A 12,707-nucleotide genomic window follows, 5' to 3' on the forward strand; every position below is an offset into this window, starting at 1 on the left:
CGCGGCGGAGTCGTTTTCGGAACCGCAAGCACAATCATGCCGACACGCTTCTGGATTGAACAATGGGCCGCTTGGGCGCCGGGCATCGAATCCCAGGTGCAGTGGCGGCAATGGTTGGCGGCGCCCAGTTTTCCGATCTCGGACGGCGTCGCGCCCTTGGCCGAGATGCCGGCCATGATGCGCCGCCGCATCGAGCCTTTGGGGCGTGCGGCCTTGCAGACAGCCTATGCCTTGCAAGCGACGGAGACGGCCACAGCGGCCATCGATAGCTGCCCGGTGGTATTCGCGTCGCGCTGGGGCGAGTTGGCTCGCTCGGTCGGTATGCTGGAGCAACTCGCCTTGGGCCAGCCGCTGTCGCCTACGGCCTTCAGCCTGTCGGTCCACAACGCGATCGGCGCGCTCTATTCGATTGCGCGCCACGACCGCGCCAACTACCTTGCGGTGAGCGCAGGTGAGCACAGCGCCGAGGCCGGTTTTGCCGAAGCTCAGGGGCTGTTGGCCGATGGCGCGACAGCCGTCTTGCTGGTCTATTTTGATGCGCCGCTGCCGGCAAGCTTTGCCCAGTTTTCCGCCACCGCAACACCGGGTCAGCAGTTTCTGCACGCCTGGGCTTGCCTGCTGCGTCCTGCAGGAACCGCAAGTCAGGCGGCCAAGGGTCAGGGTTTGCTGAACTTGCAAGCCTGCAGGCAAGCCCTCATAGCGCAGGGGCGTGCCCCGGAACTAGGTGCCGATTTGAAAACGCTGGAGTTTTTGATCGGCGATGCCGCGACGCTGAATCATGGCCGCTGGTGTTGGACTCGCGATGCGGGCTGAACTGAATCGCCTGCGCCGCATCGCCGCCACCGGCGTGGCTTTCGCTGTCTTCGGGGTCGGTGGAGCGTTGATCGGCCTGCTCTACTTCCCCTTGCTGCTGCTGCTCGAGCGCCGGCCCGCCCAGCGCTCCCGCCACGCACGCGGCGTGGTGCGCTGGGTTTTCTCGGCCTTTATCGGCCTGATGCGCCGGCTCGGCTTGATCAGTTACCGGATCGAAGGACAGAGCCGGCTGGATAGGTCGGGGCTGTTGATTCTGGCCAACCATCCGACGCTGATTGATGTGGTGTTCTTGATTTCAATGGTTCGCAATGCCGACTGTGTGGTGCGCGCGGGCTTGGCGTCCAACCCATTCACCTTCGGGCCGGTGCGCGCCTGCGACTATGTGCGCAATAACGAGGGTCCCGACCTGCTGCAATCCTGTATGGACAGTCTGCGCCAAGGCGCTAACCTTGTGATCTTCCCGGAAGGGACTCGCAGCAAACCGGGCCAAGCCTTGCAACTGCAGCGCGGTGCGGCCCAAATTGCTGCCCGCGCGCCTTGCAATGTGACGCCGGTACATATCCATTGCTGGCCTCCGGGCTTGAGCAAGGGCCAGCCTTGGTGGCGTGTCGCGGATCGGCCTCTGCACTTCAGCATCGTGGTCGGCGAGGACATCGCGATCGCCCCGTTCCTGGACGCGGCGGCCCAGGAGCCGGGGTTGGCCGCGCGAAGTTTGACGGCACACTTGGCTAAATATTTTTCGAAGCAGGGGGAATGAAAATGCAATACACAGAGAAAGCACCGGAACTCGAACAAGAGATCAAACAGTTGTTGATCTCTTGCCTGAGCCTTGAGGATCTTGCTCCCGAGCAGATTGATGCCGAGCAGGCCTTGTTCGTCGACGGACTCGGCCTCGACTCGATCGACGCGCTGGAATTGGGCTTGGCCCTGCAGCAGCGTTACGGCGTCAGCATGACGGCGGACGCCGCGCAGACGCGCCAGCATTTCGCCAGCATTCGAGCCTTGGCCTTGTTTGTGGCGAACCAGCGCAGCAAGTAGAGAGATGGGCCGTCGGGCCTAGCAGTCAGCAGTACGGCGCGGCCAGGATAGGGCGGCGTTGAGAGTGAAAAAATGACAGACCAAGAAATTTTCGAACGTTTACAGACAATTCTGATCGATACCTTTGATATCGACGCGGCGGTGATTCACCGTCAGGCCCGTTTGTATGAAGACCTCGACATCGACAGCATTGACGCGGTCGATCTGATCGTCAAGCTGCGACCCTTGGTCGGCAAGCGCCTGCAGCCGGAGGCTTTCAAGGCCGTGCGTACCCTGCAGGATGTGATCGACGCCCTGCAGGGCTTGATCAAGAGCGGTGCAGAGACAGGTGTACGGCCCGAGCCGAGCTGAGGCGATATGCGCAGTTTGCTGGTGGGTCTGCTGACCGCCGCTTATCCCTTGTTGGTCTACTTTGGCCTGGGCCGCTTCGAGCCTCGCTGGCTGGCCTTGATGCTGGCCGGGCTGGCCTTGCTGCGAGCGATCGGCAGTCCGGATCGGTTTTGGCGTTGGGCGGCTGCGGGCGCTTTGGCGCTGGCCGGGGTCAGCGCTCTAGGCAATGCGGCCCTGCCCTTGAAGCTCTACCCGGTATTGGTCAACACCGTGCTGCTGTGCGTCTTTGGCGCCAGCCTCTTGCATCCGCCCTCGGCGATCGAAAGATTGGCCCGCCTGCGGGAACCGGAGCTTGATGCGCACGGCGTTGCTTACACGCGGCGGGTCACCCAGGTCTGGTGTGGCTTCTTCCTCGTCAATGGCGGCATTGCCTTGGCAACCGGATTGTGGGCCAGCAATGCTCAATGGGCCTTGTACAACGGGCTAATCAGTTATTTGCTGATGGGCCTGCTCTTGGGTGGTGAATGGCTTGTGCGCCAGCGACTGCGGCATAGCCCGCGCAAGGTGAGTTGATGAGTGGCGGGGAATTGGCGGGCTTGATGGCGGACTGTCGTGCGGGCGATAGTTTGCTGGCCAAGCGCGGTTCGGCGCATATCAGCTGGAGGGATTTCCGCGCGCAATGTGCGGCCTGGAGGCGCGCCTTCGAGGCCCATCCAGGCCAACGCTTTGCGCTCTACTTTGAGGACAGTGCGGACTTTGCGGCCGCCTTGTTCGGGCTCTGGCATGCCGGCAAGGTCGCCTATTTGCCCGGCGATGGCTTGCCCGCCACCGTGCAAGCATTGAAGCCGCTGGTCGACGCCATGGTGGGCGATTTGGCGGGTGCCGCCGTGCTCCCGCAGGCCGCGCAAGCCGGCTTGGCCGAGGCCGACTGGCCCCCGCTCAAGCCGCAGGCGGAGCAGTTGGTGATCTTCACCTCCGGCTCCACCGCCGCGCCCTTGGCCATAGGCAAGCGACTCGGCCAGTTGTTCAGCGAAGTGGCTTCTTTGGAGCGGGTCTTCGGGGGGCGCCTTGGGGCCAAGGCCGAGGTGCTGTCCACCGTCTCGCATCAGCATATCTATGGCCTGCTGTTTCGCGTGCTGTGGCCGCTGGCTGCGGGCCGTGTTTTCCATGCCCGGCGCTACGCTTTTGTCGAGGAGATTGCGGCGGCATTGCCGCCCGATGGCGGCGCGCTGCTGATCGCCAGTCCGGCGCATCTGCGCCGCCTGCCCGCCGTCAGCCTGCACGACCTGCGGGCGGTGTTTTCTTCCGGCGGGCCCTTGCCCGATGAGGCCTTGCCCGACTGCTTGCGCCTGCTGGGGCAGGCGCCGATCGAAGTCTTCGGCAGCAGCGAAACCGGCGGCATCGCCTGGCGCCAGCGCAATCCGCAAGCGCCCTCGAGCTGGTCCCCATTGCCGGGGGTTGAATGGCGCATCGAGGAGGATTTGCTGGAGATCCGCTCGCCGCATCTGCCCGCATTCACTTGGCTGAGTACAGCCGATCGCGCCTGCGCGCTGGGAGCGAGCTTCGAGTTGATGGGGCGTGCCGATCGCTTGTTGAAGATTGAGGAAAAGCGTGTCTCGGTGGCGGCAATAGAAGCGGCGCTGCTCGCCACCGCTTGCTTGAGCGAGCTGCGCGTCTTGAGTCTGCGCAAGACCGCCGGCGGACGCGAACAGCTGGCCGTGGTGGCGGTGCCAAGCGAGCGCGGCTGGGCAATGTACGAGGAACTTGGCAAAAAGGGTTTCGGTGATTATTTGCGCAAGCAATTGCTGCAAAGCCTGGAGCCGGTGTCGGCGCCACGCCGTTGGCGTTTCGTTTCGCGTTTGCCCTTCAACAGCCAAGGCAAGTCGACGCAACGCGAATTGCTGGCCTTGTTTGACCCGCTGCGGCCCACGGCTCGCCTGCTTCAACTGACCGCCACCAGGGCCGAATTGAGCCTACTGGCCGAAGCCGGCTTGCCGCAGTTCGACGGCCATTTTGACGGCCATCCGGTGCTGCCCGGTGTGGCGCAGGTCGATTGGGCGATTCGTTTTGGCCGCGAGTGTTTCACGACCCTGCCGGCAAAGTTTGTGGCCATGGAAGGCTTGAAATTTCAACAGGTGATCACGCCCGGCATGACGCTAAGCTTGCAACTGGATTACAAGCCCGAGGCAGCTCAACTGGCCTTCAAATTCAGTTCCGGCCGTGGCGCCCATGCGAGTGGGCGCCTGCTCTTCGGAGGCGCCGATTGAGCGCCGTGAATCGGACCTTGGCGGTGGTGCCCGTCTATAACCATGGCGCGGCGGTCGGCGCGGTAGTGCAAGGCCTGCGCGCTCATGGCCTGCCGGTGCTGCTGGTCGATGACGGCAGCGCGGCGGACTGCGCCGCGGTGCTGGATGCGCTCGCGGCGGCCGAACCGGGGCAAATCCGCGTCGAGCGCCTGCCCGTCAATCAGGGCAAGGGTGGCGCGATGATGGCCGGCCTGCGCCGCGCGCTGGCCCTGGGCTATAGCCACGCGTTGCAGATCGATGCCGATGGGCAACATGATGGGTCGGACGTGCCGCGCTTCCTCGCCTTGTCCAAGGCGCACCCGAGCCACTTCATCTGCGGCTGCCCGGTTTATGACGACACGGTGCCCCGAGCGCGTCTGTATGGCCGCTATGCCACCCATATTTGGGTCTGGATCAATACCTTGTCCATGCAGCTGCGCGATTCGATGTGCGGCTTTCGTGTCTACCCTTTGGCGCCCACGGTGGCGCTGATCGATAGCGTTAGCATCGGGCGCCGCATGGACTTTGATGTCGAGATTGCCGTCCGCCTGCTCTGGCGCGGCCTGCCCGTCATCAATCAACCGACGCGGGTCAGTTACCCCAGCGACGGCATCTCGCATTTTCGAGCGCTGCATGACAACCTCTTGATCTCCTGGATGCACACCCGTTTGTTCTTCGGCATGCTGGCGCGTGCGCCGATGCTGTTGTGGCGGCGACTTCCCCGATGAGCGGCGCTGCTCGCAATCGGCATTGGGCCGACTTGGGTGAATCCACTTTTGTGGCCGGCATTTGGTTGCTCTATGGGCTGCACCGATTGACCGGGCGGTGGGGGTTTCGGCTCGTGTTGGCGCCGGTGGTTTTGTTCCATTGGCTGAGCCGGCCCGGCCTGCGGCGAGACTCATTGCAGTACCTGCGTCGCTTGCATGACTACCGCCCCGTGTTCGCCAAACCACCTGGCTGGCCGCAGGGCCTGCGTCATGTGGCTTTGTTCGCCGAAACCATGTTGGACAAGCTTTTGGCCATCGCCGGACGCTATCCGGTCGAGCGGGTCACCATTGTTGGTGCGGGCCCCTTGCGGCAAGCTGCTGCAGCGGGGCAGGGGGGCATCATCGTAACCGCGCATATCGGCTGCTTGGAGCTATGCCGCGCGCTGATCGATGATGGCGGTGCCTTTCGCCTCAATGTGCTGGTGCACACAGCGCATGCGCAGGATTTCAACCGGATTCTGCAGCGGCTAAATCCGCACAGCCGGGTGCGCCTGATCGAGGTCACGGAGATCGATGTGGGGACCGCGATGCTGTTGAGCGAGAAGGTTGCAGCCGGGGAGTTCGTGGCGATCGCCGGTGATCGCATTCCGGTGCGCCAAAGCAAGACGGTGCTGGTCGACTTTCTCGGTCACCCGGCCCAGTTCCCTGTCGGCCCCTACGTCCTGGCCGGCTTGTTGAAATGCCCACTCTATATGTTGAGCTGCCTGCACGCCGGGCGCGGTTATGCAATTCGCTTTGACTTGCTGGCGCAGCAGGTCTTGCTGCCGCGCGGTCAGCGTGAGCAGGCCTTGCAAAAGCATGCCGAGCAGTACGTGTTCGCCCTGAGCGAACTGCTGCACGAATCGCCCTACGACTGGTTCAATTTCTTCCCTTTTTGGGACCAAACCACATGACAAGCCCTCAGTCTCATCCCTCATCCTCAGCGGTGGTTTTTAATGGGCAACGCCTGAGCATCGAGGATGTTTGCGCGCTCGCCCATGGTCAGCGCCAAGCAATATTGAGCCCGGATGCGGGGTTTCGCGCTCATATCCAGTCCGGCGCCGATTTCGTGGCCCGCCTGCTGGCCGAGGAGGGCGTGATTTACGGCGTCACCACCGGCTACGGCGACTCCTGCACCGTCAACGTGCCGCCGGCGCTGGTCGCCGAGCTGCCGCACCATCTCTACACCTACCATGGCTGTGGCATGGGCGCGCTGCTTGGTGTGGCCGAAACAAGGGCGGTGCTGGCGGCGCGACTGGCGTCGCTGAGTCAGGGCATGTCGGGCGTTAGCGTCGACCTGCTGGCGCAGCTTGAGGCCCTGCTCAAACATGACATCTTGCCGCTGATACCGTCCGAAGGCTCGGTCGGCGCCAGTGGCGATCTGACCCCCTTGTCTTATTTGGCCGCGGTCTTGTGTGGCGAGCGTGAAGTGCTGTTCAAGGGTGCTCGCATGGGCGCCGAGCAGGCCTTGGCCCTGGTCGGGCTGAAGCCGCTGCGCCTGCGGCCCAAGGAGGGCCTGGCGATCATGAACGGCACCGCCGTGATGACGGGGCTGGCCTGCCTGGCCTGGCAGCGCGCCGAATACCTGTGCCGAATGGCGACCCGCCTGACCGCCATCAATGTGATTGCCAGCGGCGGCAATGCGCATCATTTTGACGAGGCCTTGTTTGCAGCCAAGCCCCATCCGGGCCAGCAATTATGCGCCGAACGCCTGCGCGCCGATCTGGCCAGCGACAGGCCGAGCCGCAACGAGCAGCGCCTGCAAGACCGCTACTCGCTGCGTTGTGCGCCGCATGTGATCGGTGTGCTGCAAGACGCGCTGCCTTTCCTGCGTCAGCTGATCGAGAACGAGCTGAACAGCGCCAATGACAACCCCCTGATCGATGCGCGCAATGAGTTGGTATTGCATGGTGGGCATTTCTACGGCGGCCATATCGCGCTGGCCATGGACACGCTGAAGACGGCGGTGGCCAATGTGGCCGACCTGCTGGACCGCCAACTGGCCTTGTTGGTGGACACCCGCTACAACCATGGTCTGCCCGCCAACCTGTCTGCCGCGACGGGCGAGCGTGCGGCCATCAACCATGGGCTGAAGGCGCTGCAGATCAGCGTTTCCGCCTGGACGGCCGAGGCCTTGAAGGGCACGATGCCGGCCTCGGTGTTCAGCCGTTCGACCGAGTGCCATAACCAGGACAAAGTCAGCATGGGCACCATCGCGGCGCGTGACTGCCTGCGCGTGCTGGAGCTGAGCGAGCAGGTCTTGGCGGCGATGCTGATCGCCGCGCGGCAAGGCCTGACCCTGCGTGGCCGCCAGCAGAAGATCGAGCTGAGCCCGGCCTTGGCGCAGATGCAGGCCGACCTGAGCGAGCGGCTGGCGCTGATCGAAGAAGACCGCGCGCTGGACGGTGATTTGCAGCGTCTGTTGCTGGCGCTGCGCGAGCGCGCTTGGAACCTGTATGACTGAGCCCGATTTGAGTCACAGCATCGAGCTGGCGCCGGCCTTTCATGACCTTGACCCGCTCGATATCGTCTGGCATGGCCATTACGTCAAGTACCTGGAAATTGCCCGCTGCGCGCTCTTGGCCAAGTTCAACTACGACTACCCGCAGATGCGCGAGTCCGGCTATGCGTGGCCCATCGTCGATATGCGGCTCAAGTATGTCGGCTCGGCCAGCTTCAACCAGCGCCTGATCGTGCAGGCCAAGATTGTCGAGTGGGAGATGCGCCTGAAGATCGAATACGTGATCTCTGACGCGCTCAGCGGCCAGATGTTGACGAAGGCGCACACGACGCAGGTGGCGCTGTCCATCGCGACGCGTGAAATGCAATATGTTTGCCCGGCCGTGCTGTGGCAGCGGCTTGGGGTGGTGCCGGTATGAAGCGACTATTGCTGCTGCTTGCAAGTTCGCTCGGGCTGATGCTGCCCGCTTGGTCGGGTGATCTGGCGAGCGAAATCCGTAGCCGCTTGAGTCAGCCCGAGGTCTTGCATGGAGACTTCGAGCAAGCGAAGACCGTCAGCGGCTTTGCCAAGCCCTTGCAATCGCGCGGTGATTTTCTAGTCGCGCGTGGGCGTGGCGTTCTGTGGCGCACGGTCGAGCCCTTCGCCAGTGAATTGCGCCTGACTCGGGATGAAATCAAGGCCAGTCAGGGCGGCAGCGTCAGTTTCAAGTTGGACGCCGCCAAAGAGCCGACCGTGCGCGTCATCAATGGCCTGATGTTCGCGCTGCTGAATGGCGATGTGGCGCGCTTAAGTGAGCTGTTCGAGTTCAGCGGTGCGGCGCAAGGCAAAAGCTGGAACCTGACGCTAACGCCGAAACAACTCGCATTGGCGCGTTTGCTCAAGCGGGTGGAGTTGCACGGGGATTCCCTGGTGCGCCGGATCGTGCTGGACGAGGCCAATGGTGATGTCACGCAGATCCGCTTTCTGAATCAACGCGGCGAGGCCGCAGCCTTGAGTTCTGCCGATCAAGCACGGTTTGACTGAGATGAAGAGTTCAATCGCCGTGCCGCGCGGACTGCGCCTGTTTGGCGCCCTTTGGTTGGTCTGGGTGCTGCTGGTCGGCGGTCATAATCTCTGGCTCTGGACCGTCTCCGGGCGGGCCTTGGACACCGATATCCTGGCCATGCTGCCGCGCGACGAGCAGCAGCCTGTGGTGGTCGAGGCGACCCGGCGTTTGGCCGATGCCGGTGCAAGGCGGGTGGTGGTGCTGGTCGGCGGCGGCGATTGGGCCTCGGCCCAGCGCGGCGGCGATGCCTTTGCGCAAGAATTTTCAGGGCTGGATGTGAACCTGCGCTACCGCGTCGATGATGGCGCGGCGCAGCAGTATCTTGAGCTGTTTGCGCCGGCGCGCGAGGGCTTGTTGACGGCGGCCGGCCGGCTCGCTTTGAGCGCACAGGCGCCCGCCGATTTGGCCGCCCAGGCGGTGGTCCTTTTGCATCAGCCGATGGGTGCCCCGCGCGTCGGAAGCTGGGCTCAAGATCCGCTCAATCTATTTGGCCAATGGCTGGTCGAACGAGCGCAGTCCAGCCGTGTGCGGGTGCAAGAGGGGCGCTTGGCGCTGCAGGACGAGCGGCAGCAATGGTGGGCCGTCTTGATGCTCGAAACCCAGGGTTCCGGTTTTGCGTTGGCCAGTCAGCAAGCCCTGCTGCCTCGGCTCGAACAAGGGCGCAGGCAAGCCTTGGCCGCCGGGGCGGCGCAGGTCCTCGCCACCGGCGTGCCCTTGTTTGCGGCCGCCGCCGCGACGCAGGCCCAGAACGAAGTGCATGTCATTGGGCTGGGTTCGCTGGCCGGCATCATTGTGCTGACGCTGTTTGCGTTCAGCTCGCTGCGGCCGCGCATTCTGGTCACCTTGTCCATCGCCGTCGGCTTGCTATCGGCCATCTCGATCTGCTCGGTCTTGTTCGAGCGGTTGCACCTGATCACGCTGGTGTTCGGCGCCAGTCTGATCGGTGTGGCGGAGAACTACGGCACCAATTATTTTTGCGCCCGACTCGGTCTGGCGCCGCAGCAACGCTTCGAGATGCTGCGCGCGCAAGCGCCGGTAATGTGGTTGGCCATGCTGACGACGGTGATCGGCTACGCGCTGCTGGCCTTGACGCCTTTTCCGGGATTGCAGCAGATGGCGGTGTTCTCGGCCTTGGGTCTGCTGTGCTCCTTCATCACCGTGATGCTGTGGTTCCCCTTGTTGGATGGCGGCCGCATGGATGAAACCCGTTTCTCACGCTGGCTGGGCAGCCGCCGAGCGAAATGGCCCAGCCTCGGTCGCAACCGCTTCAGCGCCGGCCTTGCGCTGATGAGCGCCGCTCTGCTGGCCGCCGGCGCCATGCTTTTGCGCGGCAATGACGACATTCGTCTGTTGCAGAACGCCCCGCCTGACTTGGTACGGGCACAGCGCGAGGTCGGCCGGCTGTTGGAGTTACCGGGTGTGGCGCAGTTCATCATCGTGCGAGGCGCCAATGTGCAGCAGGTGCTTGAGCGTGAAGAGGCCTTGAAGGTCGAGCTTGATCAGCTGCGAGCTCAGGGCCAGCTGGACGCCTACCAAGCGATCTCCGATTGGGTGCCTTCGATGACAAGGCAGCGGCAAGATCAAACCTTGGTGAATGCAAAGATCTTTGCCGCGGGCGACGGCGTTTTGGCCCTGGCCGAGCAGCGCCTGGGTCAAGCACTGCAGCGCACCTCAAGCAGCAGCAGTCCGCTTGCATTTGAGGCCTGGTTGGCCGCACCGATCTCCGAGCCGCTGCGGCATCAATGGCTGGGGCCTTTGGAAGGTGGGGTGGCGACGGCGGTTTTGCTGCGCGGCGTCGACACCGCCTCGGCGCAGGCTGCTGTGCAGGCGGCGGCCCAGCGCGCCGGCGTGATTTGGGTGGACAAAGTAGCCGAGGTATCGCGCTTGCTGGGGCGCTACCGCGTCATCATGGCCGCCGTCATCGTGCTGGGCTATGGACTGGTCTGGCTTGCCTTGGCTTGGCGCTTTGGTCGTACGGCTTGGCGCGCCCTGGCGCCGACGGCACTGGCCAGCCTTCTAAGCCTCGCTTTGCTGGCCTGCCTGGGCCAGCCCTTGCAGTTGTTTCATGTGTTGCCGCTGCTGATCCTGCTCGGCCTGGGCGTGGACTACGGCATCTTCATGTTGGAACAGCCGGCGCGCAGCGCGACCCGGCCATTTCTGTCCATCACCTTGGCGGCGGCCAGCACCTTGTTGTCTTTTGGCCTGCTGGCCTTGTCCGGTACACCGGCGCTGCGCGCTTTTGGTTTGACCATGTTGCTGGGTATCAGCCTCGCTTGGGCCTTGACGCCGGTCTTTCTGCCTTCTTCTTCATCTACTGCATTACCTACCAAAGCCGAGCCATGACGACCATGCTGGACAAGAAGTTTTCCCCCCAGAAGCAAACCGCCTTCGCGGCCCGGTTTGAGGCGCAGAAGATCGCTTTTGGCCCGGTTGTCTTCCAATGCGTGCGCTACGCTTGGCAGCGCGGCATGCTCAAAAAGCTCGCCGATGGCGGCGCCGCTGGTTTCAGCATCGAGGACCTGGCCGCCACCGGCCATTGGAGTGCCTATGCGCTGAAGCTGGTGCTGGAGACTTGTCTTTCGGCCGGCGTGGTGAGCCTGCAAGGTGGGCGTTATGTGTTGGACAAAACCGGCTACTGCATGCTCACCGATCCGATCACGCAGGTCAATATGAACTTCATTGCCGATGTTTGTTATGCGGGTCTGGCCGATCTGGATCGATCGCTTGATGCAGAGCAGCCGCTCGGTCTGGCCCATTTGGGTGACTGGCCGACCATTTACGAGGGCTTGTCGGCGTTGCCCGAGCCGGCCAAGACCAGTTGGTTCGAGTTCGATCACCATTATTCGGACACATCCTTTCCCGATGTGATGCCCGATGTGTTTGCCACCGGCCCGCAGCGGGTGATGGACATCGGCGCCAATACAGGCAAGTTCAGCCTTGCGACGCTGGCCTATAACGCCGAAGTTGAGCTGCATTTGGTCGATCTGCCGCAGCAGTTGCTGATGGCCGAGCAAGCGCTGCAGGCCGCCGGCCTGGGCGCGCGGGCACATCTGCACGGCGTGAACATGCTGGATCCGGCATGTGAGTTCCCGGCCGGCATGGACCTGATCTGGATGAGCCAGTTCCTGAGTTGCTTCAGCGAACCCGTCATCGCCAGCATCCTGGCACGTGTAGCCAAATCCCTGGCGGATAAGGGTCAGGTCTTGATCATGGACACCTTCTGGGACCGCCAGCGCTACGACATTGCCGCCTATTGCCTGATCAACACCAGCCCCTATTTCACGGCCATGGCCAGCGGCAATAGCAAGGTCTACCAAAGCGGCGACTACATCCGCCTGGCCGAGGCCGCCGGCCTGAAGCTGCTGACCGCGCGAGATGGCATCGGCTATTGCCACAGCCTGCTGAGGTTTGCCAAGGCATGAATCCCATGATCTCGCGCCGCGTGTTTGGGCTGCTTGCGCTCGCTTTGACGGCCTGCGCCGCGCCGCGCAAGCGTGATCCGGGTCTGCCGCTGCTGCATTTGCCGCCGGCCGAGTTGGGTCGCCCGCTCAGCCTGGTGCAGAGACTCAGTGTGCGACGCCTGGCCGCAATTGATGAGCCGCCGCAAGTGGTTGATGTGCTGCTTGAGGCCGATGCGGCAAGTTTGCGTTTGGCTGGCTTTGCCTTGAATCAACGTGTGTTGACGATGAGTTGGGACGGCCAGGCTCTGACCGTGCAGCGCCACCCGCTGTTGCCGGCCCAGGTGGAAGAAAAACGCATCCTGCGCGATTTGTGTCTGGTCTATTGGCCGGCCGAGTCCTTGCGCCAGCGCTTGCCCGAGGGTTGGCTGCTGCGGGCCGATGCCGGCGGGCGGCGTTTGTTTGACGCGGATCGTCTGGCCTTGAGCGTGGAGTTCCAAGGCAGCGAGGAAAATGGGCGGGTGCTGTTGTTGAACCTGCTGGAAGGCTATGAATTGCTGATCGAATCGAAATTGCAAGGGCCATGAGGGG

General features: G+C 63.3%; 14 protein-coding genes. All 14 read left to right on the forward strand.

Annotated features, from left to right (window positions below):
* Positions 1-36: 36 nt before the first annotated feature.
* The 14 genes from LNV07_RS08165 (at position 37) to LNV07_RS08230 (ending at position 12,703) form a co-directional block, all read left to right on the forward strand.
* A complete protein-coding gene (locus LNV07_RS08165) occupies positions 37-813 on the forward strand; it encodes a beta-ketoacyl synthase chain length factor (protein ID WP_263570685.1) in 777 nt (258 codons plus the stop codon).
* Entirely contained in the window at positions 803-1,570 is a 768-nt protein-coding gene (locus LNV07_RS08170; RefSeq protein WP_263570686.1) for a lysophospholipid acyltransferase family protein, read from the forward strand. Before LNV07_RS08165 ends, LNV07_RS08170 begins: the two co-directional genes overlap by 11 nt.
* A gap of 2 nt (positions 1,571-1,572) precedes the next feature.
* Positions 1,573-1,851, forward strand: a complete 279-nt coding sequence (locus LNV07_RS08175) for a phosphopantetheine-binding protein (RefSeq protein WP_263570687.1) — start codon at positions 1,573-1,575, stop codon at positions 1,849-1,851.
* Between the two features lie 72 nt (positions 1,852-1,923).
* Complete coding sequence (locus tag LNV07_RS08180) at positions 1,924-2,202, forward strand: acyl carrier protein (protein WP_263570688.1); 279 nt, start codon at positions 1,924-1,926, stop codon at positions 2,200-2,202.
* A gap of 6 nt (positions 2,203-2,208) precedes the next feature.
* A complete protein-coding gene (locus LNV07_RS08185) occupies positions 2,209-2,754 on the forward strand; it encodes a COG4648 family protein (protein WP_263570689.1) in 546 nt (181 codons plus the stop codon).
* Positions 2,754-4,448 (forward strand): AMP-binding protein, encoded by a 1,695-nt coding sequence (locus tag LNV07_RS08190; protein ID WP_263570690.1) that lies wholly within the window; start codon positions 2,754-2,756, stop codon positions 4,446-4,448. Before LNV07_RS08185 ends, LNV07_RS08190 begins: the two co-directional genes overlap by 1 nt.
* Positions 4,445-5,194: a glycosyltransferase family 2 protein gene (locus LNV07_RS08195; protein ID WP_263570691.1), complete on the forward strand. Its 750-nt coding sequence runs from the start codon at positions 4,445-4,447 to the stop codon at positions 5,192-5,194. Before LNV07_RS08190 ends, LNV07_RS08195 begins: the two co-directional genes overlap by 4 nt.
* Positions 5,191-6,126 (forward strand): LpxL/LpxP family acyltransferase, encoded by a 936-nt coding sequence (locus tag LNV07_RS08200; protein ID WP_263570692.1) that lies wholly within the window; start codon positions 5,191-5,193, stop codon positions 6,124-6,126. The genes LNV07_RS08195 and LNV07_RS08200 overlap by 4 nt, the downstream gene beginning before the upstream one ends.
* On the forward strand, positions 6,123-7,676 hold the full coding sequence (locus LNV07_RS08205; RefSeq protein ID WP_263570693.1) for an HAL/PAL/TAL family ammonia-lyase: 1,554 nt from the start codon (positions 6,123-6,125) through the stop codon (positions 7,674-7,676). The genes LNV07_RS08200 and LNV07_RS08205 overlap by 4 nt, the downstream gene beginning before the upstream one ends.
* Positions 7,669-8,091, forward strand: coding sequence for an acyl-CoA thioesterase (locus LNV07_RS08210; protein ID WP_263570694.1), 423 nt, complete (start codon positions 7,669-7,671; stop codon positions 8,089-8,091). The genes LNV07_RS08205 and LNV07_RS08210 overlap by 8 nt, the downstream gene beginning before the upstream one ends.
* Positions 8,088-8,696, forward strand: coding sequence for an outer membrane lipoprotein carrier protein LolA (locus tag LNV07_RS08215; protein WP_263570695.1), 609 nt, complete (start codon positions 8,088-8,090; stop codon positions 8,694-8,696). Before LNV07_RS08210 ends, LNV07_RS08215 begins: the two co-directional genes overlap by 4 nt.
* A gap of 1 nt (position 8,697) precedes the next feature.
* A complete protein-coding gene (locus LNV07_RS08220; RefSeq protein ID WP_263570696.1) occupies positions 8,698-11,061 on the forward strand; it encodes an MMPL family transporter in 2,364 nt (787 codons plus the stop codon).
* Entirely contained in the window at positions 11,058-12,140 is a 1,083-nt protein-coding gene (locus LNV07_RS08225; protein ID WP_263570697.1) for a class I SAM-dependent methyltransferase, read from the forward strand. The genes LNV07_RS08220 and LNV07_RS08225 overlap by 4 nt, the downstream gene beginning before the upstream one ends.
* Positions 12,137-12,703, forward strand: coding sequence for a DUF3261 domain-containing protein (locus LNV07_RS08230; protein ID WP_263570698.1), 567 nt, complete (start codon positions 12,137-12,139; stop codon positions 12,701-12,703). The genes LNV07_RS08225 and LNV07_RS08230 overlap by 4 nt, the downstream gene beginning before the upstream one ends.
* Positions 12,704-12,707: the final 4 nt, after the last annotated feature.

Source organism: Roseateles oligotrophus, assembly GCF_025717515.1.
Classification (GTDB): Bacteria; Pseudomonadota; Gammaproteobacteria; order Burkholderiales; family Burkholderiaceae_C; genus Paucibacter_A; species Paucibacter_A oligotrophus.